This is a genomic window from Bacillus sp. SRL337 (assembly GCF_984799155.1).
On sequence record NZ_OZ481793.1, the window covers coordinates 2917519 to 2940038 of the forward strand.

A 22520-nucleotide genomic window follows, 5' to 3' on the forward strand; every position below is an offset into this window, starting at 1 on the left:
TTTCACCCGTTTATAATATTATTATACCTTATATCCTGATTAAAAAGGTTGAATTGTTTTATCTCCTCTCTAAATTTCTTATGACAAATTCTGTAATGGTTCTACACAAGATTGGAAATCATTTTTGGGTGAATTGACCTCTTCGGAAACTTTATATACTGTCATTTCCTCAGCAGAAATCGGTTTTAACAAGTGCTTTATCTCACTGAACCGATACTCTCCAGTTGACAGCCACTTACTAATACTATCCTCACCCTTAAGAATGACAGGCATACGGTCATGAACCGGACTTACCAGCTCATTGGCTGTTGTTGTTATGATTGTAGCTGAAACCACTGATGAGTCATCGTTTTCCTTCCTATCCCAGAGTCCTGCAAAAGCAAATGGTTCTTTGTTCTTTAACATAAAACGATGTGGTTGTTTCTTTCCGTCTTTTCTTTCCCATTCATAGAAGCTGTCAGCCAATATGGCCGTTCTCCGTTTGTTCAGGAGATGTTTGAAACTCGCTTTCTCGTCTAATGATTCACTTCTTGCATTAATAAGGGGTTTCCAGGTCCGCTCGTCCTTAACCCAGAAAGGAACAAGCCCCCATTGAATGGGGCCGGCTTTTCTCTTTCCGCCGCTCGAGATCAATGATAATACGATTTGGGACGGTGCCACGTTAAACCGCGGTTCCCACTCATTTACCACTTCATCGATGAGGAACTGTTCCTTCACCTCTTCAAAAGGCACTGTCAGAGTAAATCTTCCACACAAAATAACCGCCTCCCTTGCTTCCTATTCGTTAAGCACACTCAAAGTACAATTTGTATTTATTTATATATATAACACATATTATATAAGAATTTACTGAGCAGACCTACTAATGCATGAGGAGTGTATGACGAATGGAGTATGAACTGAAAGCTGTGGATAGTGAGTTACCTGTCCTGATAACAATCGATCCTGATAATGGTATCTATACCATACGGAAAAGCGATACAAGCGGTGAGGTATTCAATACGGCGGAAGAACTTCACACATGGTACAAGACGCATTTCAATCCTGTCCATTTCAGCTCCCAAACTGAATATGCCCAGGGATTGGAATGGATAAAAGAAATACTTTCCCACGAATCATAAGTTCCATTGACTCTCTATTATTTGCCATAATTCGACCGGCATATTATGATGAAACAAGAATGAATAAGGAGGTACAATTGATTGGCCTTTGATTATACAAATTGGAAAGAAGAAATTGCCAATGCCATCACACATGGAATCGGTTTTCTCCTCAGTATTCCTGCACTCGTGATGCTGATTTTGGCTGCAGTAGAAAAAGGAACTGCCTGGCACATTGTAAGCTATACCATTTTCGGTGTATCCATGCTTCTCTTATACTTATTCTCTACGATGCTCCATAGCTGCAGGCCATCCAAACTGAAAAAGCTGTTTGCCATTCTCGATCACTCAGCGATTTACTTACTCATTGCCGGAACCTATACACCTTTTATGTTAGTCAGCTTTCGCACACCTTTAGGATGGATAATTTTCGGGATAATATGGGCTTTAGCGATAGCCGGCATTGTCTTTAAATGTTACTTTGTTGATAAATATCAAATCATATCAACGCTCGTCTATTTATTAATGGGCTGGCTGATTGTTATTGCTATAAAGCCTCTTTATGAAATCTTGAGCCCTTCTGGATTTTCACTGCTGCTGATAGGCGGGATCTTCTATTCCATCGGAGCTGTCTTCTATGTTTGGAACAAGCTGCCCTTCAACCACGCCATTTGGCATGTATTTGTATTAGCCGGAAGCTCCTTCATGTATTTCTGTGTATTGTTTTATGTATAAAAAAGAAGCCCGGTGAGGACGGCTGTGCAGTCCTCAAGGAGCTTCTTTTTTTGTTTCATTAGGATACGAGTTTTACAAGCATGTGGGAAAGCATGTGCTGCTCTTCTTTGTCCCCTGCTTTCCAAAGTTCATATAACAGTTTTTCTTCACGGTTCTTGGGTTCTTCATGGTTAGCCAGATAATCTCCGACCTTTTGGGCTGCTCTTGCCTTTTGTTCTTCATTCAGCCCTAACTTATCTGCTTTTTCAACCTTGTCGCCTAAATACGATTTGAAGCTTGCGAAGTTGGACAGAATGTCTTCTTTTTTATCCTCTGACATGTTTGAAAGACGATCATCCACTTTGTTCCCCATCTTGCTGTCATTTGTATTGTGTTCCATTCTCTCTCATCTCCTTTTGATTAATTGATACAGTGTCTATATTCCCCGTGTCCAAGAGGTTAAACCACTGGGAACACATTGAGGACAGTGACTTGGAAATGAACATTTTGAGATATAGAAACCATTTTTACTCCCTTGCTTATGAATGCGGGGCCATTCCTAAGGAGTAGAACCATATTATTATTCCCGATCTGGGGAACTGGTACATGAGCGGGGTATTGCCCCCCCTTTTCCTGTTTGCCCGCCAAATGCGGGGCAGTGGATAAGATCAATCGCATTCCGTCCATTATCAAAACAATAAATCTTTTAACTCCTCGAGAATAAAGGAAAAGTCGATTAAATCATTTATTCTCCACTAACATATTATCTTGAGGAACGACGATATCATAAAGCCCTTAATACTTACTGAACATCATTGTTTGTTGTTGTTGAATCACTGGTAACCACCCACTTATTTTGATAATTCTATTATAAAGTAAGGCTTTAGTAGCGGGTAGTGTTCTTTTTTCTCAATGTTGTTTGGAGTGGAAGGTGCGCGACCTCCTGCGGGACTAGCGGGACTCGTCTAGCTTCAGCGGCCAACGACTAGCAGATTTCAGACTCCCTCCTTCCGATAAGTCATCATCAACTCACTTCGTTCGTTGTGATTCCTTTATCTCATACAGGAGCCTTCCAATCTGTACGTCGCTGAACGGCCGCTTCCGCTTTTTATGAAGCCGAGGAGGCTCAACGCCCGCCCCGCGGAGTCGCGTACCTGGAACGGAAATCAACACTAATTCGTGAAACCTGAAGTGAAAAAGGCAGAATCGCTCTTTTAAGTGAGCGATTCTGCCTTTTAGATCTTTATTGGACTTTTTCAGTGCCCTCGTAACGGCCTGCCGATTTTTGTAGACTTAAGCTTTTTTCTCATATATTTCAAAAACATAGTGATACGGATTTTGCTCGTTTTGTACTCCTTGTTTCTTGGAAACCAGTTCGTACTCATCCCAATTTAATTCAGGAAAGTACGTATCGCCTTCAAAGGATTCATGGATCCGGGTTACGTACAACTTGTCAGCATAGGGGATGAATTTCTTGAATATCTCTGCCCCGCCAGTCACCATGACCTCCACTTCGGTTTCCTCTGCATGATGCAGTACTTCCTCCATTTCATGATAAACGACACAGCCATCAGCTTCATAAGAAAGATCCCTTGTCAGAACGATGTTTTCCCTGCCGGGGAGCGGTTTCCCAATGGATTCGAACGTCTTTCTTCCCATCACTATCGGGTGGCCCATCGTCGTTTCTTTAAAGAACTTCAAATCAGCTGGAATTTTCCATGGAAGCTTGTTCTCATGTCCAATAACACCGTTCTCATCCATTGCCCAAATAAAAGAAATCATATACTTACCACTCCTTTGATATGTGGATGGGGATCATAGTCTTCCAGTGTAAAGTCATCAAAGCTGTAACTAAAGATATCCTTCACATCCTTATTAATGTGTATGGAAGGAAGGGGACGAGGCTCTCTTGTAAGTTGAAGTTTGATTTGTTCCATATGATTTTGATAGATGTGTACATCGCCAAATGTATGAACAAACTCCCCAGGCTCAAGATCGCAGACATTCGCAATCATCATCGTCAATAAGGCATAAGAGGCGATATTGAATGGAACACCAAGGAACACATCGGCAGAGCGCTGGTAAAGTTGACACGATAATTTACCGTCTGCCACGTAGAACTGGAACAGACAGTGACATGGAGGGAGTGCCATTTTTTCAATTTCCCCTACATTCCATGCATTGACGACCAGCCTTCTGGAATCAGGATTTTTCTTAATGTTTTCAATCAACTCGGAAATCTGGTCGATCGTTTCTCCGTTAGCTCCTTGCCAGGAACGCCACTGTTTACCATAAACAGGGCCTAAATCTCCTGTTTCATCAGCCCATTCATTCCAAATGCGGACACCATTATCCTTAAGGTATTTAACATTTGTATCTCCATCAAGAAACCACAGCAATTCATGGATGATCGACTTCAAGTGGAGTTTCTTTGTTGTCAGCATCGGGAACCCTTCGCTCAGGTCGAACCTCATTTGATAACCGAAAGTGCTGATCGTGCCAGTGCCGGTACGATCTCCTTTTTCTGTCCCGTTTTCCAGAACATGTTCACAAAGTTTAAGATATTGTTTCATGTCGTTCCCCTTTTACATAGATTCCAATTCTTCGAAAAATTGGTGTGTGGCAGGCGCTTTTTCTTTTAATGCTTCTTTAGTTTTCAAATTCAAGTAGTACATGGCGAATGTTTCGGCGAAGTACTCTTCTTTGTACTTCAGGAAATAGTCTTCTCCTGGGAAGAGGATCTCAGATTCCTGTTTCCAAACAACAGTGAATTTCATTTTATAATACATTTCATCCAGGATATATCTATCGATGCTGTGGGCCAATTCGTGGAGTTCCAAGTTTACAGACCCATGGCCGGCACCTTTTTCGCTATGCCCGATTTTCACCAAGACGAGTTGGGAACCCCCTATTCCGGGGACTTCATCCCAAGTTCTTTCTGTATTAGTGTACCCTCTCGGAGTGACTCCTTTCAAGTGTTGGGTCGTGGGGAAATTTGTTAAATTGTCCTGAAATAGACGTACCATTATTCCTTCCGCTTTCACCTGTTTCAGGAGACTTGCCGGCAAGTGGTCTAATCTGTAGATGATCAGTCTGGCTTCATCCTCATCATAAGAATCTTCCGGCAGTAATATTATTTCATCAAGAATATCAGAATGTAATGTAAGATCTTTATTTATCGGGGCATCTTTGAGCAATATACCTGGATAATCAGCAGAAGTTTGCTGCAAAACAAAAAAGACTCCCGCACAGATAGCCGTGAGGAGTAATGAAATTTTCAGATACATTCAGGCTGCCACCCCTTCCGCTGCATGAGGCAAGTGTTTTTTCCGTTCATTTCTTCTATGAAACTATTATAACATATATTACAATAATATTATTCTGAAAGTTTTTAGAAAAATCAATTTAAATTGGTTGCTTTTAGCTTAAAATCAATATTTTAGAATAATTTTTACTTGAAAACAAAAAAACAAGGATAAACATCATCCTTGTTACTAGTATTCTATGAAAGCCCACTCCACTGCGGAGGCACATTTTTGTCCCAATAGATATCCCCAAGGCTGTGATGCTCCTGAAAATGATCATGGCTCGTGTGGTAATGGAAATTAAAATAGTAACCATCCAAAGGAGGGTGGTCCCGTCTGACATGGAAACGGATAACATCCTCCCCGCTGCGTTCATCATAGATATGGAAAATTTTCTCACTTTTTGCATAATCCGGGACTTCCGAAATCGTTAGATAGGAAAGCTCGTTTCCGTTGAATTTCTTTGTCGTCTCTTCTATGGCTGCTTGAATTTTCGGCAGAATGATGGATTGAAATTCATCTTCTATCACCGGTTTGATTTTACTCCCAAATTTAATGTATGCCTGATTCTCTGCTTCATCCAGCATCTGCTGGACGAAAACTTCATGGTCGACTTCAGCTTCTTCTGCAGCCTCCGTAACCTCGGTCAGGCTGTGAAGGCTCGAAGGTGCTTTGCTGTCAGATTTATTTAGATTTTCATTTTCATTAAGAAATGCTTGTGAAGGAGTAACCAAGCCGAACGTTAAGATCGATATCAGAACGACAAATGATTTCCTCATCCAGTTAGACATAAGGAATCTTCCTTTCTCTATGTATCTCTCTTTTTCCATTATACATATATAGACGGTTAAAAGGTCAAAAAGGTTTCGAAAATTTTATGAAGGATATTAATTGGGGAATATGGTACTATATTAAAAGAACTTGTAAAGAGGAGGAGTATCATGAGTGTCGAAATAATGGTTACGATCGGCTTCTTGCTTTTGCTGTTATATTTTGTTTCCCTTACCATTACAGATTGAACAAAAATACTTAACAAGTAACGGGATCACGTATAATACGGGGATCCCGTTAGTTCTATATCTCCACAGAACCATAGTGAAATTTAGCTGATGGCCTTCTGTTTACTTCGAAGCCCAAATCTTCGAATAGCCGCGAGTTAAAATGCTCCTTTAAAATCACTCTTTTCTTCGCCACCCGCTTTGCTTCTTCAATTGTTATTTCATCAATCGATTTGTAAACTGCCCACTTCCGCAGTGGGTTGATTCCCGCAGATGACTCGATTGGATCCCCAAACATGGGATCAAAATAGACGACATCATAACTGTTATCCTTTACCCTTCTTAAAAAATCCAGTCCCGTTTCGCAGACAACCTCAATCCTTCTCATTGCCGCATCGATTTCCTTAACCCCTGATTCCCATGTATCCAGACCATTCTTAATGATATGGAAGACTGCCTTGCTTGCTTCGATGCCTGTTACCTTGCCATGCTGTCCGACTGCGTGGCTTGCAACAATACAGTCGGATGCCATCCCCATTGTACAATCCAAAATGCTCATGCCTGGCTTCAATCCAGCAGCTTCAATAAAAGGATCTCTTCCACCCTTCAACATCCTCTTTACACGAAAGGAAGCAGAATTAGGATGAAAGAAAAAGGGCTCATCAGACTCCACAGAAAACAATTCCAACCGTTCCTTGCCAACGACCAAAATATCTTCTGCGTAACGTTCCCTTAATCCTTTAACGGTTCTTTTTTCCCGGTGGATATAAGGCAGCTTCAATTCCTCGGCAATTGCTTTTGCTTTCTCAATCATTTCATGATTTGTTCTGCCTGCTGTGGTTACTAACAAATTGCTGGCTCCCTCCGATTAAGCTAAAAGAAAGTCCAGGGTGACATCTAATCAGTCTGTCTCCCTGGACATTTTGCTTACGATTATTTCGTCTTTTCGAGTCCTGTCTTGATTTCGGCCATGATTTCTTCGATTGAATGATCTTCAATGTTTTCTCTTGGGATGAAGTGGATAACATCTTTGCCTTTCATAATCGCCATTGACGGGGAGGATGGTTCATATCCTTCGAAGTATTCACGCATCTTCACCGTTGCTTCACGGTCCTGACCCGCAAAAACCGTCAGAAGCTGGTCAGGCTGGACCTCGGTGTTTAATACTGCTTGCGTCGCAGCTGGTCTTGCCAGCCCTGCAGCACAACCGCATACAGAGTTCACGACCACGAATGAGATGCCTTCTGAGTTTTCCATCGTCTGCTCAACTTCTTCTTCCGTTAAGAGCTCTTTAAAACCGGCTTGAGTCAGTTCCGCTCTCATAGGTTTCACGACTTGCTTCATATATTCTTCATATGCCATTGACATGGATATCCATCTCCTTTTTAACATTATATAAAAAAGTGTTCATTTGATTTCCGTTAGAGGAGCAAGACTCCTCAGGATGGGCAGTGGACATGCTCAGCTGCGCCTGCGGATTCTCACCTTTTCAAACACGGGAAAGGCCAGTTAGCGTCGTCCGGACTGGAGAACTCCTTTATCAGTTAGGGAATCCCAACGGACAACATGAGTTTATGATGACTTCTTGCAAGGACCGTTGGAGCTAAATGTGCCCGCTGGTCCCGCAGGAATTCGTTCACACCCCACTTCAAACGAATAAAATGATTGGCAGACAACCTTCGCTCCCTCTTAGTTAAAGGCTGTTTTCGCATATATTGTTGCTTCCGAAAAATCCAAAAAGCAGGATTTTTCCCTGCATCCTACGTTTTTCGCTCTGAACGAAGAGAGAAGCTCTTTTCTCTCATGCTAAACAGGGTGTTTTTCTGGTTCATTACTCCACTATCTTTCAAAATTATTATCAGATAGCAAAAAAGTTTACGAAAAGAGCCTAGTTAAAAGAGGAATTAACTACTGTTTTCTTGCTTCCGTCATTTGCTTCCAGACGGATCCTTTCGCTTCTTTTCCGCCTTCAATCCTTTCAATGGCCATTTTCACCTGAAGTTTCACTTCAAATTCAGGGTCGTCCTCTGCTTGTTTTAAAGCAGGCAGGACACTTTCGTCCCCTTCTTCGTAAAGGAACATGGCAGCCCGCCAGCGAACCAATTTACTCTTATCATGAAGAGCCTCTGCCATTTCACCCATCGCCTCATTAAAGCCAAGATCTGACAGGCAGTCTCCTGCTGTTCTTCTGACTGTCACCGTTTTATCTTTCAGCCCTTTATATAGTAAAGGAAGGACCTTCTTGTCCTCGATCATTCCGATATAGACCACTGCAAGCCTGCGGATTGATGCCTTCTCATCTTCCAAGGCTTTCTCCAGAAGAGGAAGGTCATCGATATCCGGATCTTTCATGCTATCCAGAAGTTGATACCTTGTTTGCCATTCTGGTGCATCGAACTCCTCCAAGGTAACTTTCCTTCCAGGTCTTGACGTTTTTTCATCATTACTTTCCGGATTCTGTGCTTTTTTAACAAGCGAGTCGATTCGGTCTTGAGGATACGCTGCCATCAACTCTTCCACAACACTTCCTCCAATATCGTCCAAATCCCCGTAACGTGCTCCCTGATCCTTCCACTTTCTCAGAAGAACAACATTGTCTCCTTCCAGTTGCGCTTCCCCTACTGCCTTTACAAATCGTTCCGGCAGCGAGAACCTCTTTTCATCGGAATCTGTCGCCAGCTTGACTTGCATTGGGATACCTTTGAACTCCTGGACACTCACCGCTACTTCACCAAAGTGATCATCTGCCTGTGCTCTCTGCCCCTCGGCTTCGGCTTCTTCGCCAAATGCTTTTCTTACTCTTGGAAGAAGTTCCTGCCAGTCAAATTTGGCATTTCGTTCAACGGCCAGAAAATCAGCGACATGATATACACCTTTAATTCCTTCAATCTCCAGAATATCCCTGATGCGTTTTGGCGCTGATGCCGCATCTTCTTTTTTGTAATTATTACTTTTCCCGCCAGCCATTTCTTCATCTAAAATAATTTTCATTGTATTAGGACTTGGCGTTGGTTCAATTGATTTGATTCTCATACATCCTGCCCCTTTCTAGTCCCTTTTTATCTTTCTTCATTTTAACATAGACTTCATTTGAACCTAATGGATGTGCTTAGCTCTCCTCAATTTCGGAGAGATAGGACCAGCGCTCGATCAATGTTTCCAACAGGGTATTGCATTCCTCTATCTGTTCCATTAAACTTTGTGCTTTTTCAAAATCACTTCCGACCGCTTCAAGCTGCTTCTGGGCAGCTTCCAGCTTTTCTTCGGTATTGGCGATTCTTTCATCAATGGTTTCCCATTCTCTTTTCTCGTTATATGTCATCCGCTTTTTCTTTTCTGGTGCAGCAGGCTTAACGGGTGTTTGTTTATCAGCTGATTTCTTTTCTTTCGCTTCACTTTGTTCCTCTGGTCTTTGAGCTAGGTACTCAGTGTATTCACCCAAATAAGTTCCTATGCTGCCCTCCCCTTCAAATACAAGAAGCTGGGGGGCTGTTTTATCAAGGAAATATCGATCATGGGAAACAGTGATAACCACCCCCGAAAACTCAGAAATATAATCTTCGAGAACCGTCAATGTTTCCGTATCAAGGTCATTGGTCGGCTCATCCAATAGAAGAACATTCGGTTTGGTCATCAGAAGCTTTAAAAGGAACAGCCTTCTCTTTTCCCCACCGGAAAGCTTTCGGATCAATGTTCCATGAGAGTGGGGAGGGAAAAGAAAACGTTCGAGCATACTTGCTGCAGATATCTGGTCACCGCTGTCTGTCGTGATCATTTCTGCTGATTCCCTGATATACTCAATCATTCTCATATTTTCATCAAGCTCTTCATGCCCTTGTGTATAGTAAGCAATTTTAACAGTCTGCCCCTGATTCAGCTCGCCTGAATCAAGCGCATCCTTGCCTGCAAGAATGTTCAAGAATGTTGATTTTCCACTTCCGTTTCGTCCTACTATTCCAAGCCTGTCACCTGGTTTGATGAGATAATTGAATCCATCAAGTATGATCTGACCTGGATATCTCTTGGAGGCCTCTTTAAATTCAAACACCTGCTTGCCAAGACGGCTGCCTGATAGGGACATTTCTATACCTTCGTTTGCAGAAGAAGAGGCCATATTTTCCTCCAGGTGGTCAAATCGCTGAATCCTGGCCTTTTGCTTTGTACTTCGCGCCTTGGCACCACGCCGCATCCATGCCAGCTCCCTGCGATACAGGTTTCTTTGCTTCTCAGCGGTTTGTTTTTCCTGCTCATTTCTCTCAGCCTTAGCCTCAATGAATGCCTGATAGTTCCCTTTATATGAATAAAGATTGCCTCCGTCGAGTTCGAATATCCTGTTGGTGACTCTGTCCAGGAAGTACCTGTCATGAGTAACAAGGAGGACGGCACCCTTATACCTGGAAAGGTAATCTTCAAGCCATTTTATGGACTGGTAATCAAGGTGGTTGGTAGGTTCATCAAGAATGAGCAAATCAGGAGTTTCAATCAGGACCTGGGCAAGAGCGACACGCTTTTTTTGCCCGCCTGAAAGTTCGCCTATCTTCTTTGAAAATTGGGAGATTCCCAGCTTTGTCAATACAGCTTTGGCATTTGCATTGGCATCCCACGCATTATGGATCTCCATCTGTCTTTGAGCATCAAAGAGCTTCTCCTGGTTGCGTTCATTTTCAGGATCCGCCTCTAATTGAAGCAGCGCTGTTTCGTAGTCACGCATGACTTTGATCACTGCAGCATCACTTTGAAAGACCTGGCCGATTACTGTCATTTCCTGATTAAGTTCCGGTTCCTGAGCGAGGTAAGAAATGACATAGTCATTCGGCTTCGTCATTTCCCCTGAGTCTGCATCATCCAGTCCGGCAATAATCTTCAACAGGCTGGATTTCCCTGTTCCATTGACACCGATCAATCCTGCCCTTTCCTTCTCAGTTATCGTGAAGCCAATATCTTTGAACAGGGTCTTTTCCCCATACGATTTAGTAATAGTTTCAACCGTTAACATTCTCATTGCTGACCATTCCATTCTGTATAAAATTGCTTTAGAAAAAGTTCCATGAATTGATGGCGTTCTACTGCGATCTCGCGTCCGGTCTGTGTACACATAAGATCCTTGAGCAACAACAATTTTTCATAAAAATGATGTATAGTAGATGTTTTGCCATTCCGGTATTCTTCCTTCGTCATATTTCCTCTGACTTGTAATGAAGGTTCAAACATAGGATTACCTTTCATTCCACCATATGCGAAGGTACGGGCAATCCCAATCGCCCCAATGGCATCAAGCCTGTCGGCATCTCTTACAGCCATTGCCTCAAGTGAATCAAGCCTGGCATCATTACCTCCGTGGTAGGAGATTTTCATTACAATATCGATAATTTTCTCTTTTTCTTCATTATGTAATTCTATCTTATTTACTATGTTATGTAACCTATCCTGCCCTTCACGTTCACTGGCATTCAATTTATCATCTGGTATGTCGTGCAAGAGTGCCGCAGCTTCAATTCTTCCCAAATGGAGGCTTCCTTCTTTTCTTCCTATATACAAGGCAAGATTTCGCACCCTGTCTATATGATACCAGTCATGGCCGCTTGGCTCCTCAGCATGGACCTCTTTTACACGTTTCTCAATCATTTCGATAGTTGGTTTATCCATAGTTCAGCACCCCCTTTTCTTCTTATTTTAACAGAAACACAGTGGAATCGGAGGGAGCTTAGCCGTTCCATTGAGGAGTCTATTTTCAAGCTGTTATTTAATAGTCCAGTATGTTTATGACTAATCCCCTTATTAACTTTGAAACTCATCTCTAACATCGTATTTTTTGTTAAACACATTGCGAAATAACCTGTTTTCTTGACTAATCACCCTGTTTTAACTCTTTCATCCACGCACTTATCAGGAGGCAAGTATTAGTCTTTTCTTTCCTTATCAAAAGCAAAAAAGAGGGAAGCATCCCTCTTTCACTCTGCAAACCAGCTGATTCCCAATGTATTCTCACCGGCATGCACACCAATGACTGCACCCAGTTCATGAGAGGAAAAGGCAATTGCCGGGTATCTGCCAGACAATTCGCCAACCCAGGAATCTGCTTCTTGTTTATTTAAGCCATACAGAATATAGACTTCTTTTATTTCTTTGTTTAGAAGAACCTGATCCAAATAGTCTTTCATCCGGCTGTATCCTTTTGTAATACTTCTTACTTTCTCTTCCACTTGGAGTTTTCCATCTTTGATCGCTAAGATGGGTTTGATTTTCAGCATCGAACCAAGAAAGAACGAAAGTCCGTTCATCCTTCCACTTTTATGAAGCTGCTCCAGGCTGCCTACCATTACAAACGTTTCGCCGGTATTGATTCTTGCCTCAAGATATTTCTCAATTTCTATAGTGCTCGTTCCTTTTTCTGCAGCTGCAATTCCTTCTAATATCAATTTCGTCAGTGGAAAGGATAAAATCTTCGAATTCATTACAGTTACAGGGATATCGACAAGCTGGGCAGCCTGCTGGGCGGAGGAAAAAGTCCCGCTGAAAGCTCCTGAAACATGGATGGAAAAAATATGGTCATATTCACCCTGAAGACTGGTATACAGTTCTTGAAAAACTCCGATAGACGGCTGTGACGTCTTGGCATCTGCTCCATTTTCTTTTAGTAGCCGGAACATCTCGCAAGGGAAAAGATCAACACCATCTTTATATTCTTTGTTTCCAATCAGGATGTTCATTGGAACAGTATAGATATCTTGATTATTCTCAAACTCCACTGTCCTGCAGGCTGTACTGTCTGTTACCCAAGCTATTTTCAAATTCCTCATCCCCTTTTACTACCATATGTATGTCTATATTTCAGATGTCTATGTCCATCTCAAACTAATTCCACCAAAGAATTTTCTATATGTACCACCACTTCTTCGAGTTCATCGACCATATCCTCTGTAATTAGCCGGTTGAAACTAATGATCCCCTGGTGTCGAAAGGACTCAAGGGTTGAAGAAATTTCCCGCCACTCTATCGTACGGCGAGGCCCCCACCAGCCCTCCAAATTGGTGATGAAAGTTTCCTTAAACCTGCTTCCTTCTGATTGATATATAATCTGAAGCATGGCTCCCGGCTCACTTCCCGATTTTGGAAGTGCTTCGGCGCTCCACTCCTTTATGCCAGCACTCAAGATCACTTTGACAGTGACTTCTGTTTTTGTCGGGTTGCAAAGAGCCAAGGAGAATTTCCTTTCCAAGCTTGCCAGGTCTATGACATCCTGTCTGCTAAGCACCTTTAGTGCCCCAGTCAATTCCAGCTCATACAATGCACCCTGAAGAACCACTTTCAAGTTTTCATAAGCTGTTGGATCAAACATTACCGTGCATCCCCTTTCAGAAATCTTAATATAACCCTTTGACCGTTCCATTTTCCTCGACATCCATTTCATATGCTGCAGGTTTCTTCGGCAGTCCCGGCATTGTCATGACCTCTCCTGTCAGTGCCACGACAAATCCCGCTCCAATCTTTGGCCTGAGCTCTCTGATATGAATAGTAAATCCCCTTGGCCTGCCAAGTTTCTTAGCATCATCAGACAGAGAGTATTGGGTTTTGGCCATGCATACAGGCATGTCTCCCCAGCCATGACCTTCAATTTCTTTCATTTGTTTTTCCGCTTTTCCAGAGAATTTTACATCACTGGCTCCGTACACATTGTATGCAACTGTCCTGATTTTATCTTCAAGCGAAATTTTCCGGTCATAAAGTCTTTTGAAGGATTTACTGCTATTTTCTATGACACTGATTACTTTTTCAGCTAAATCTTCTCCGCCTTTTCCGCCGTTCTCCCAGACTTCTGTGAGAGAAACCACGACTCCATTGCTATCACACCATTTGGATAGAAAGGCAAGTTCAGCTTCGGTATCCGTCACAAATCTATTGATCGCTATAACAAAAGGAACACCAAACAAGCTGAGGGTTTCCATGTGTTTCTCCAGGTTTTCCAGACCTTTTTCAAGTGCAGAAAGGCTTTCCGCAGCCAATTCCGTTTTCTTCTGTCCCCCATGCATCTTCAAAGCCCTTACAGTCGCCACCAATACCACTGCATCAGGACTCACACCAAGGGCTTCAGTTTTGATATTGAGAAACTTCTCGGCACCCAAGTCAGCACCGAATCCTGATTCAGTGACTACATAATCTGAAAGTTTCAACGCTGTACGTGTAGCTATAACTGAATTGCAGCCATGTGCAATGTTTGCGAATGGCCCTCCATGTACAAGTGCCGGGGTATGTTCGATCGTTTGGACAAGGTTTGGCTTTAATGCATCCTTCAGAAGCATGGCCAGCGCCCCTTGTACGCCAATGTCCTTCACGGTTACAGGCTCTTTATTTATCGTATAGGCAACTACCATTCTGGCCAGGCGTGCCTTCAAATCAGCCAGGTCATTCGCAAGGCATAAGACTGCCATGATTTCTGAAGCGACAGTAATATCAAATCCGTCTTCCCTTGGCACTCCCTGGACAGGACCACCCAATCCGATGACAATCTGCCTTAATGCCCTGTCATTCATGTCCAGAGCCCTTTTCCATGTAATTCTTCTTTGATCTATTCCGAGTTCATTTCCATGATGGATATGATTGTCGATCATGGCCGCCAATGCATTGTTTGCCGTAGTGATGGCATGGATATCCCCAGTAAAGTGCAGATTGATCTCTTCCATGGGAAGAACTTGCGCATACCCTCCCCCGGCAGCCCCGCCTTTGATTCCCATTGTCGGCCCAAGCGAAGGTTCCCTTAAAGCAATCATGGCCTGTTTGCCGATTGAGTTCAAGGCGTCCCCCAATCCCACTGTAACGGTTGATTTGCCTTCCCCTGCCGGTGTGGGATTGATGGAGGTCACCAGAATCAGCTTTCCATTCGGGCTGCCCTCAACGTTTTTCAGTGCTTCATATGACAATTTAGCTTTATGCCTTCCATATAGCTCTATATCTTTTTCTTTAAGTCCCAGTTTATTAGCTATGTCTGTTATGGACAGCATTTCAGCCTGCTGGGCAATTTCGATATCCGACAGTACTTTTTTATGTTGCATTTGTAACTCCTCCTATATGAATAAGGATGTTGTACTTTACCTATGTATAAGGTTTTCCTAATTTCAAAAAAATTTCCTTAGCTACATTTATACAGAATGACTATTCAAAAGTCCATCTATTAAAGGGGTAACCAACCATGCTGGATTTTTTATAGCAGAATAACCCCTCCCGCTCAGGAAGGGGTTTTCAAGGGAGAGAATTCTTGGCGTACTGATAGCTTAACCACTGCTTTCTTCAAAAAACACGCATACTCCTCCTATTTTATTTTTTTATGATTGCTGTTCACTATAATAAACTTCTTCAAAAGGTTGAACGACAACAAATCCTTCTCCTTCAAATTTCATTTGAACGGATTCCCCGCTCCCTCTGCCAAAGAAGGTTTTCAAGGATACATCTGTAACGAAATCAGGCTGTAACTCTCCTGACCATGCCACAGTAGCATTCGGATCTGTATAAACAGGACTGTCCGGTTTCACCAGTAATGTCAGTGGTTCGTAATGTGAAGTGATTGCTGCCATGCCTGTTCCTTCAATCCGCACATTGAACAGGCCGCCTGCCATCATGCCAGCAACCCTTCTCATCAGCTTGATATCCCATTTCAATCCTGGTTGAAAGGCTAGCAGATCATTTCCATTCACATAGATCGCTTCATTGTTAAGATGTAGAATGGATATCTTCTTTCCTTGATCGGCCAGGTAGAGTTTGCCTTCACCGTTTGCTTTCATTAATGCTGTCCCTTCACCTGTCAGTGCTTTTTTAAATAGTTTGCCTAGTCCGTGCTCAAGGACTCCTTCCCTTTCAAATTTGATTGCCCCCCGGTAAGAAACCATGGAGCCCATCTTCGCCCATACCTCTCCATTCAGATTCACCTCCAGCATTCTGGGAGTTTCCAATTCAAATAAACCTTCTCCTTTTTCTTCCTGCTGAGTTTGTTTAATGAATTCATCGATTGAGAAACGCTGGTTCATTTTATCCCTCCATTTAGTGTTTTCCTGAACATGAAAAGCGTCATGAAAGTCAGTGCCTGTTTCAGTTCCAAAGACAGATTTTCTGCAAGGGTCGAAGGGACATTCTTCTTGTATACCCAAACTTCGTCCTCTTTCACCATTCCATGATCAACTGCAAGTTTCTCGAGTTCCCATGGCATCATGGTGTTGCAGATAACCTCTTTCCCGTACAGCCTGGGGAAGGAATTTTCCCGTGGATGGGCTGTAGGGCCAAGAACACCAATGCATAATTGGCCGTCCACTTTAATAATTTCTGATACTTTCTTTAAGGCATCGAAAGGATCCTGCGTCCATTCCAGGGAATTGATTATCATGACAGCATCAAACTGTTCCTTTTCAAAAGGAGGAGCCGAAAGATCTCCTTGAATGAAGCTCAACCCTTTTTGTTCATGTTTCCTTGCAAGCTCCACCATATTCCCGGATAGATCCATCCCAGTAACATCATAGCCTTCACTGTTCAATAAATAGGAGCCAAACCCATCACCGCAGCCTAAGTCTGCTATACTGCTGCCAGTGGGGATATTTCTTACCATGAACGGGAGGATATCTTTTCTGCTTCCTTTCGTCCACATATCCACACTTCTTCTGTGCCAGTCACTGGCATTGTAATCCCAGCGCTGCCGGGCGCTATCGTGCCATTCCTTGCTAGTCATACTCCACCTTCTTTGCAATGTGTTAGGTACTTAATCCTTATAGATAATCTTTTCTCATTGGACTGCGAAAAGTCCTGCTTTTACAAGCGAAGTTTAAAAGAATATTTCAGAGAGAAGCAATATCACCTTTAGAAACTGTATTTTTTGACCATACTAGGGATGAGAATTTTTGTAAAGGGGCATGCAAATGGAGGAAATCATTAAGGTTCAACATCATGATAATGGACAGATTATCAGCTTTCAAACATCAACAGGGAGAATCATCTCCTATCAAAAAGCTGTTATGGAAGCTCAGGATGGTGTCTTATCAGGGGTAAGTGTTGATTATGACCCAGAGGGTTTATCACAGCTCGCTGACACCTTTAGTGGGGAAAGTACCTTTTCTGATCTTCCTGAAATCTTTTAATGCATTATCAGGTCAAATAAACATAAAAAAGGACGATTGCCTCAATCGTCCTTTTTACTCATTTTCATTTTTGGCCTGTATATCTCTGAGGCTTTTTAGAAGGTCCGCATTTTCTTCAAACAATTGGACAAGATCGCCAATCCTGTCAATCGAATCCCAGCTTAAGTGATGTTCGATCCCTTCAACATCTTCGTAAACATTTTCTTCCTTCACTCCGATTATATTCAGGAATTGCTCTAGCAGTTCATGCCTGAAAACAAGCCGCTTTCCTATTTTGTTCCCTTTGGAAGTCAATATCAGACCCCTGTACTTTTCGTACACAAGGTAATCATCTTTATCTAATTTCTGTACCATTTTGGTCACTGAGGAGGGATGGACGGACAGTGCATCAGCAATATCTGAAACTCTGGCATATCCTTTATTATCGATCAATAAATAAATCTGTTCTATATAATCCTCCATACTTGGCGTTGGCATATATTGAACCCTCCACATTGGTAAAATATCATTAAAATTTTACTATATATAATGGTTGAATACAACTGAAACCCATCCTTCTGCGTTTTTGGAAGAAAAAAGCACCTTTTTTATAGCGTGTCAGGTGCGGTGTAACAGCAGCGAATGAAACCGTTTAAATTTTCTTACAAAAACCAGGCTAACTTCCTTGACTGCACTTTACCCCTTATTGTATATTTAAGACATCATTAACGGAATTCTATGTCCTCGGATCAGAGTGACTTAGTATCCCTATAATGATAATATTTCCATGAGCACAAAAATGTGCTTGAAAGATTTAGGAGGAACAGTATTATGCAAAATGGTAAAGTTAAATGGTTTAACAACGAAAAAGGTTTTGGATTCATCGAAGTTGAAGGCGGAGACGATGTATTTGTTCACTTCACTGCTATCCAAGGTGACGGATTTAAATCATTAGAAGAAGGTCAGGAAGTTTCTTTCGAAATCGTAGAAGGTAACCGCGGACCTCAAGCTGCTAACGTAACTAAACTATAATTTCGACTAAAATAGATAAAGGAAGCTGGCATCCCCAGCTTCCTTTTTTGTTATGTTAAATTTTTTCCCAATTCTTTGATCTTCTGTCCGACCGTACATTGTTCAATGCAAAACCGGTGGGCATATTTCTTGCCGTATTCTTTTCTGAAATGTGCTTTTAACAAACAATCTTCACAATAAGTTGCCAGAATCTCATCCAATTTTCCAATCACTTGAATCCGCTCCAAAAAGTTTCATCACCTTTCTACCTCTGCAGCATTTCAATACTTCGAATGACTGTGGATAAAAGTATCTTGTAATGCTTGATTCGCTAACTGATCTGCTTCTTTATTTTGCTTTCTATTAATTGGTTCATATACCGGCTTTATCCCCATGGTCTTCATTTCTGCCTCAATTCGATCCAGCCAGCTGTTAAGCGTATCTTCATAGCATGGCCATTCTCCTTCAAGTTGTTTCAAGACCACCTGGGAATCACCTTTTATAATACAAGGCATATTACGGACTCCAAGCTCATCCAGCAGCTGGATACAGGAATAAAGGGCTGCATATTCAGCTTCGTTATTATTCTCCAGCTCCTCAAGCTTTTTATTTTTGCGGACCCTGTAATTCACTCCGCCCTTTTGATAATAAATGACCATACCCAAACCTGCAAGAGCCTTTTCTCTATCATATCCACCATCAAAGTAAACGGTGATATCCTCAGGTTCCCGTTCCAGTTCTTCACTGAGTTTAAGGAATTCCTTTCTGGTCCATTCATTTTCCATTTCATCGCGGATGACAATATTACCTGCTCTTCCTGTCTTCGTGAGATCCTCGATAAGATAATCAACATATCGCCGGTTCATCCATTCCGACTCAAAGGTTATTTTATCAGGTATCTTTCCACTGTATGTCCAGATCACTTTCATTTTCATCATTGCTCCTCCTTCCAATCACTTCTGTTGTTCATTTCATCCATTCTATGTATAATGAACAAGGTCTTTTTATTCATTCTAGCGTAGACCAACACGGATGCGTAAATAATATACCAGAGTCTTTCTTTAGTATATGCATTATCTCACTATATTTTCAGGGAGGAGACAATATGTTTAATGAATGGTTTGGCCTTATATTTGTACTTGTCAATTTCGCCCTCGTTCTTGCCATGTATAGAATCTTTGGCAAAACAGGTCTGTTTGTCTGGATAGGCGTCTCAACTATATTAGCCAATTTACAGGTGGTTAAAACCATTGAGATTTTCGGGCTGACAGCTACGTTGGGAAACGCCATGTACGGGACGGCCTTCCTCGTTACAGATATCCTGAACGAGAAGTATGGAAAGAAAGAAGCACAAAAAGCTGTATGGCTGGGGTTCTTTACCTTGCTGGTGATGAGCATCATCATGCAGATGGTTCTTATGTTCAATCCTCATCCTGATGACTTTGCCCAGGGTTCACTCGAGACCATTTTTGGAATGATCCCCCGCATAGCTATAGGAAGTCTTGCTGCTTATCTCATCAGCCAATTTACGGATGTATACATTTTTACTTTCCTAAAGAAAAAATTCCCGAAGGATTCTCATTTCTGGATCCGTAATAATGGGAGCACTATGATCAGCCAGCTTCTTGATACCCTGGTCTTTACCACTATTGCATTTCTTGGTGAATTTCCGTTTGAAGTATGGATCCAAATTGTCTTCACAACTTATGTATTGAAATGGATTGTTGCCCTGTTCGACACCCCGTTTGGATACCTTGCCAAACGGATGGATGTAAAGGAATAAGAAATTTAAGAGCCTGAAACGGGACTTAGACTTGTTTCAGGCTCTTTTCTGTTTTTAAAAAATTCAGTTTAAAAAATTGATGTTTTCTCCATTTCTGATTAGACTAATAAATAGTTTAATTTGTTTTGAGGTGAAATCATGGTTGAAGTATACATAGACGGAGCAAGCGCAGGGGATCCTGGAAACAGCGGTGCCGGAATTTTCATCAAAGGCAGCGGCGAAACCTTATCCTATTCTATTCCGCTGGGAGAGAAAGAAAATCATGAGGCCGAATATCTAGCCTGCATCAAAGCATTGCAAATCTGCAAGGAGAAAGAGTTCACAATTCTCTCGTTCAGAAGCGATTCGCAGGCCGTCGTCAATGCTGTAGAAAAAGAGTATGCCCGAAATAAGAAATACAAACATCTATTAGAGCAGATTCTGCACCTTTCAAAGGAGTTTGATTTATTCTTTATTAAGTGGATTCCCAGTAAGGAAAACAAAAGAGCAGATGAACTGGCCCGTAAAGCAATCCATTTAAATCAGGGCGGCGCAGATGAATAACAAAAAATGGGCGGCCGATTTTTCCCTTCTGACAGTGGCATTTATCTGGGGAACCACTTTTGTTATCATACAGAACGCGATCTCATTCCTCCCTCCTTTCACATTTAATACTGTACGGTTCTTTTTGGGAGGAATTTCTCTTCTGCTGCTTTTGCTGCTTAAAGAGAAAGGCAGAATTCGGTTCACCCGCAGCAGTTTAGTGCCAGGCGTTATACTGGGATTGTTTCTTTTCCTGGGGTATGGATTTCAAACTTTTGGCCTGCTCTACACTACACCTGCAAAAGCCGGATTCCTTACAGGGTTGAGCGTAGTCCTTGTTCCATTTATAGGTATCCTGTTCCTGAGGCAGAAGCCGCTCGCCGCATCAGTGGCAGGTGCTTTGTCTGCCGTTCTCGGCTTGTATCTATTAGCAGCCGGCCATACTCAATCTTTAAATATAGGTGATCTGCTTGTCATGATCTGTGCTTTGGGATTTGCCATGCATATCATTTTCACAGACAAATCCACCAAGTCCACCTCCGCACTGCAACTAACAGTCATTCAAATACTGACAGTGGCTGTCCTGTCATTTATCTTCATGCTGCTTTTTGAGGATTGGAAGACCGCAATGTCTATTTCCACATTACTCAAAACGGAGGTGCTTTCTGCCTTGCTTGTGACATCCCTGCTCGCCACTTCAACTGCTTACCTTATACAAACTGCTGCACAAAGATATACCACTCCAGCAAGGGTCGCGGTCATCCTGACAATGGAGCCTGTTTTCGCTGCCCTCTTTTCATATATCTGGATTGGTGAAAAGTTGTCTTCTTTTGCTGTTGCAGGCTGCTGTTTGATCTTTCTAGGCATGCTGTTGGCAGAATTACCTCAGATGGTAAAAGTTCTGGTGAAAAAATATTCCTATGGAAAGACCTTGTAGAGTCCAAAAGCAAGGGCAAAGGTGTCCGAAAATCCTTCCCAAGCACATACGGACCAATTACGCAAAGCTAAAGCTAAAAAAGCAAGGCTGTTCTCGAATAGATTGTGGTTATTTTAAACGTAATGGATTTCCGCTCCAGGCGCACGACTCCGCGAGGCGGGCGGTGAGCCTCCTATGTAAAAATGGGGAGGCGGATAATAAATCATCCAAAAGCAAAGACAACACTACACTGTCTTTGCTTTTACTTATTCACAACACTATTTGGCCGCGCATCTCTTAGCCGTGTGAGCTTGAACATTATAGAGTTTTAGAAATTATCACCTATGCGAGCAATTTTATGCTCTTTGCATATTTCCACGCTTCCTGTCGTGTTTTGATGTTATTGGAATGCAGCGTTTCCAGTAAAGACATATAGAAGCTGTTATCAAATCTTTTTTGTGCTTTTAATGTTAATTCAATTGCAGTATTGATAATTTCATCTGAAACGTTCACTGATCTCTTGCCAAAGTAAATAAAGCCAATGGCGTCTTCACCGAACTTGAACCCTTTGTTCTCTAAATACATAAGAAAGTCTTCGGTTGTTAGTTTATTATAGTTCACGCATTTCCCTCACCCTGTAGTAAAAAGTTCTATCTTCAGATTCGAATTCAAACGCAGGTGACCGGCCCCCTTCGCTTTTGGTTCCGGCTGACTATGTCGGCCAGCTCCTAGCGGATTTCGGTCTCTCTCCTTGCGAATCCAGCTTCAAGACCCCAGCGCTATCGCACTTCTGTCTTCCTCCTTGCGATAAGTCATCATCGAGTCGCTTTCGCTCTTCGTGATTCCTTTATCTCATACGGAAGCCTTCCAGTTCGTACACCGCTGATCGGGGTCTATCCACTTTTTAAAGATAAGTCATCATCGAATCGCGAAAGCTCTTCGTGATTCCTTTATCTCATATGAGAGCCCTCCAATCCGTACGGAGCTGATCGGCCGTCTTCGCTTTTGGTTTCCGGCTAGCTACGACGGCCAGCTCCTAGCGGATTTCGGTCTCTCTCCTTGCGAATCCAGCTTC

Annotated in this window: 27 protein-coding genes; 7 read left to right on the plus strand and 20 right to left on the minus strand. The window is 42.3% G+C overall.

Annotated elements, in window-relative coordinates:
• Positions 1 to 78 precede the first annotated feature (78 nt).
• The gene (locus tag AC4E8A_RS14880; RefSeq protein ID WP_490193967.1) at positions 79 to 756 is read right to left on the minus strand and encodes an SOS response-associated peptidase; all 678 of its coding nucleotides are present in this window, start codon (positions 754 to 756) and stop codon (positions 79 to 81) included.
• A 131-nt stretch (positions 757 to 887) separates the two neighbouring features.
• Between AC4E8A_RS14880 and AC4E8A_RS14885 the strand changes: the two genes are divergently transcribed.
• Together AC4E8A_RS14885 and trhA are read left to right on the plus strand one after the other, a co-directional pair.
• On the plus strand, positions 888 to 1121 hold the full coding sequence (locus AC4E8A_RS14885; RefSeq protein ID WP_490193969.1) for a hypothetical protein: 234 nt from the start codon (positions 888 to 890) through the stop codon (positions 1119 to 1121).
• An 81-nt stretch (positions 1122 to 1202) separates the two neighbouring features.
• Complete coding sequence (gene trhA, locus AC4E8A_RS14890; protein WP_490193971.1) at positions 1203 to 1835, plus strand: PAQR family membrane homeostasis protein TrhA; 633 nt, start codon at positions 1203 to 1205, stop codon at positions 1833 to 1835.
• Between the two features lie 58 nt (positions 1836 to 1893).
• Here trhA and AC4E8A_RS14895 read toward each other — a convergent pair whose 3' ends face one another.
• The 15 genes from AC4E8A_RS14895 to AC4E8A_RS14965 form a co-directional block, all read right to left on the minus strand.
• Positions 1894 to 2214, minus strand: a complete 321-nt coding sequence (locus AC4E8A_RS14895) for a DUF3243 domain-containing protein (RefSeq protein ID WP_490193973.1) — start codon at positions 2212 to 2214, stop codon at positions 1894 to 1896.
• 893 nt (positions 2215 to 3107) lie between these two features.
• Positions 3108 to 3596, minus strand: a complete 489-nt coding sequence (locus tag AC4E8A_RS14900) for a dihydrofolate reductase (RefSeq protein ID WP_490193975.1) — start codon at positions 3594 to 3596, stop codon at positions 3108 to 3110.
• On the minus strand, positions 3593 to 4387 hold the full coding sequence (locus tag AC4E8A_RS14905; protein WP_490193977.1) for a thymidylate synthase: 795 nt from the start codon (positions 4385 to 4387) through the stop codon (positions 3593 to 3595). The genes AC4E8A_RS14900 and AC4E8A_RS14905 overlap by 4 nt, the downstream gene beginning before the upstream one ends.
• Before the next feature lie 12 nt (positions 4388 to 4399).
• Positions 4400 to 5101, minus strand: a complete 702-nt coding sequence (locus AC4E8A_RS14910) for an anthrax toxin lethal factor-related metalloendopeptidase (protein ID WP_490193979.1) — start codon at positions 5099 to 5101, stop codon at positions 4400 to 4402.
• 215 nt (positions 5102 to 5316) lie between these two features.
• A complete protein-coding gene (locus AC4E8A_RS14915; protein WP_490193981.1) occupies positions 5317 to 5910 on the minus strand; it encodes a YpjP family protein in 594 nt (197 codons plus the stop codon).
• Positions 5911 to 6193: 283 nt separating this feature from the next.
• The gene (locus AC4E8A_RS14920; RefSeq protein WP_490193983.1) at positions 6194 to 6967 is read right to left on the minus strand and encodes a class I SAM-dependent methyltransferase; all 774 of its coding nucleotides are present in this window, start codon (positions 6965 to 6967) and stop codon (positions 6194 to 6196) included.
• Between the two features lie 83 nt (positions 6968 to 7050).
• Positions 7051 to 7485: a BrxA/BrxB family bacilliredoxin gene (locus AC4E8A_RS14925; RefSeq protein ID WP_490193985.1), complete on the minus strand. Its 435-nt coding sequence runs from the start codon at positions 7483 to 7485 to the stop codon at positions 7051 to 7053.
• Between the two features lie 540 nt (positions 7486 to 8025).
• Complete coding sequence (locus tag AC4E8A_RS14930) at positions 8026 to 9150, minus strand: conserved virulence factor C family protein (RefSeq protein ID WP_490193987.1); 1125 nt, start codon at positions 9148 to 9150, stop codon at positions 8026 to 8028.
• A gap of 76 nt (positions 9151 to 9226) precedes the next feature.
• Positions 9227 to 11119, minus strand: coding sequence for an ABC-F family ATP-binding cassette domain-containing protein (locus AC4E8A_RS14935; protein WP_490193989.1), 1893 nt, complete (start codon positions 11117 to 11119; stop codon positions 9227 to 9229).
• Positions 11116 to 11763: an HD domain-containing protein gene (locus AC4E8A_RS14940; protein ID WP_490193991.1), complete on the minus strand. Its 648-nt coding sequence runs from the start codon at positions 11761 to 11763 to the stop codon at positions 11116 to 11118. The genes AC4E8A_RS14935 and AC4E8A_RS14940 overlap by 4 nt, the downstream gene beginning before the upstream one ends.
• 305 nt (positions 11764 to 12068) lie before the next feature.
• Positions 12069 to 12917, minus strand: coding sequence for a DegV family protein (locus AC4E8A_RS14945; RefSeq protein WP_490193993.1), 849 nt, complete (start codon positions 12915 to 12917; stop codon positions 12069 to 12071).
• Between the two features lie 50 nt (positions 12918 to 12967).
• Positions 12968 to 13456 carry a hypothetical protein gene (locus tag AC4E8A_RS14950; RefSeq protein WP_490193995.1) on the minus strand — a complete coding sequence of 163 codons (489 nt, stop codon included), beginning with the start codon at positions 13454 to 13456 and terminating at the stop codon, positions 12968 to 12970.
• Between the two features lie 25 nt (positions 13457 to 13481).
• Positions 13482 to 15167 carry a formate--tetrahydrofolate ligase gene (locus AC4E8A_RS14955; RefSeq protein ID WP_490193997.1) on the minus strand — a complete coding sequence of 562 codons (1686 nt, stop codon included), beginning with the start codon at positions 15165 to 15167 and terminating at the stop codon, positions 13482 to 13484.
• A 270-nt stretch (positions 15168 to 15437) separates the two neighbouring features.
• On the minus strand, positions 15438 to 16136 hold the full coding sequence (locus tag AC4E8A_RS14960) for an AIM24 family protein (protein ID WP_490193999.1): 699 nt from the start codon (positions 16134 to 16136) through the stop codon (positions 15438 to 15440).
• Positions 16133 to 16828 (minus strand): class I SAM-dependent methyltransferase, encoded by a 696-nt coding sequence (locus AC4E8A_RS14965; RefSeq protein ID WP_490194001.1) that lies wholly within the window; start codon positions 16826 to 16828, stop codon positions 16133 to 16135. The genes AC4E8A_RS14960 and AC4E8A_RS14965 overlap by 4 nt, the downstream gene beginning before the upstream one ends.
• 187 nt (positions 16829 to 17015) lie before the next feature.
• Here AC4E8A_RS14965 and AC4E8A_RS14970 point away from each other — a divergent pair, with 187 nt between their 5' ends.
• A complete protein-coding gene (locus AC4E8A_RS14970; protein ID WP_490194003.1) occupies positions 17016 to 17234 on the plus strand; it encodes a DUF3892 domain-containing protein in 219 nt (72 codons plus the stop codon).
• Positions 17235 to 17288: 54 nt separating this feature from the next.
• Here AC4E8A_RS14970 and mntR read toward each other — a convergent pair whose 3' ends face one another.
• Positions 17289 to 17711 carry a transcriptional regulator MntR gene (gene mntR / locus AC4E8A_RS14975; protein ID WP_490194005.1) on the minus strand — a complete coding sequence of 141 codons (423 nt, stop codon included), beginning with the start codon at positions 17709 to 17711 and terminating at the stop codon, positions 17289 to 17291.
• Between the two features lie 333 nt (positions 17712 to 18044).
• Between mntR and cspD the strand changes: the two genes are divergently transcribed.
• Positions 18045 to 18245 (plus strand): cold-shock protein CspD, encoded by a 201-nt coding sequence (cspD, locus tag AC4E8A_RS14980; RefSeq protein ID WP_119547134.1) that lies wholly within the window; start codon positions 18045 to 18047, stop codon positions 18243 to 18245.
• Positions 18246 to 18295: 50 nt separating this feature from the next.
• Here cspD and AC4E8A_RS14985 read toward each other — a convergent pair whose 3' ends face one another.
• Together AC4E8A_RS14985 and AC4E8A_RS14990 are read right to left on the minus strand one after the other, a co-directional pair.
• Complete coding sequence (locus AC4E8A_RS14985) at positions 18296 to 18472, minus strand: zinc-finger domain-containing protein (RefSeq protein ID WP_490194007.1); 177 nt, start codon at positions 18470 to 18472, stop codon at positions 18296 to 18298.
• 33 nt (positions 18473 to 18505) lie between these two features.
• Positions 18506 to 19162: a reverse transcriptase-like protein gene (locus AC4E8A_RS14990; protein WP_490194009.1), complete on the minus strand. Its 657-nt coding sequence runs from the start codon at positions 19160 to 19162 to the stop codon at positions 18506 to 18508.
• 167 nt (positions 19163 to 19329) lie between these two features.
• On the opposite strand from AC4E8A_RS14990, the gene AC4E8A_RS14995 reads away from it, so the two are divergent.
• From AC4E8A_RS14995 to AC4E8A_RS15005, 3 genes are all read left to right on the plus strand, one after another.
• Complete coding sequence (locus AC4E8A_RS14995; protein WP_490194011.1) at positions 19330 to 20007, plus strand: queuosine precursor transporter; 678 nt, start codon at positions 19330 to 19332, stop codon at positions 20005 to 20007.
• Between the two features lie 138 nt (positions 20008 to 20145).
• Positions 20146 to 20550 carry a reverse transcriptase-like protein gene (locus tag AC4E8A_RS15000; protein ID WP_490194013.1) on the plus strand — a complete coding sequence of 135 codons (405 nt, stop codon included), beginning with the start codon at positions 20146 to 20148 and terminating at the stop codon, positions 20548 to 20550.
• Positions 20543 to 21466 (plus strand): DMT family transporter, encoded by a 924-nt coding sequence (locus tag AC4E8A_RS15005; protein ID WP_490194015.1) that lies wholly within the window; start codon positions 20543 to 20545, stop codon positions 21464 to 21466. Before AC4E8A_RS15000 ends, AC4E8A_RS15005 begins: the two co-directional genes overlap by 8 nt.
• Positions 21467 to 21787: 321 nt before the next feature.
• On the opposite strand, the gene AC4E8A_RS15010 is transcribed toward AC4E8A_RS15005, so the two are convergent.
• Complete coding sequence (locus AC4E8A_RS15010; RefSeq protein ID WP_490194017.1) at positions 21788 to 22066, minus strand: DUF6123 family protein; 279 nt, start codon at positions 22064 to 22066, stop codon at positions 21788 to 21790.
• Positions 22067 to 22520: the final 454 nt, after the last annotated feature.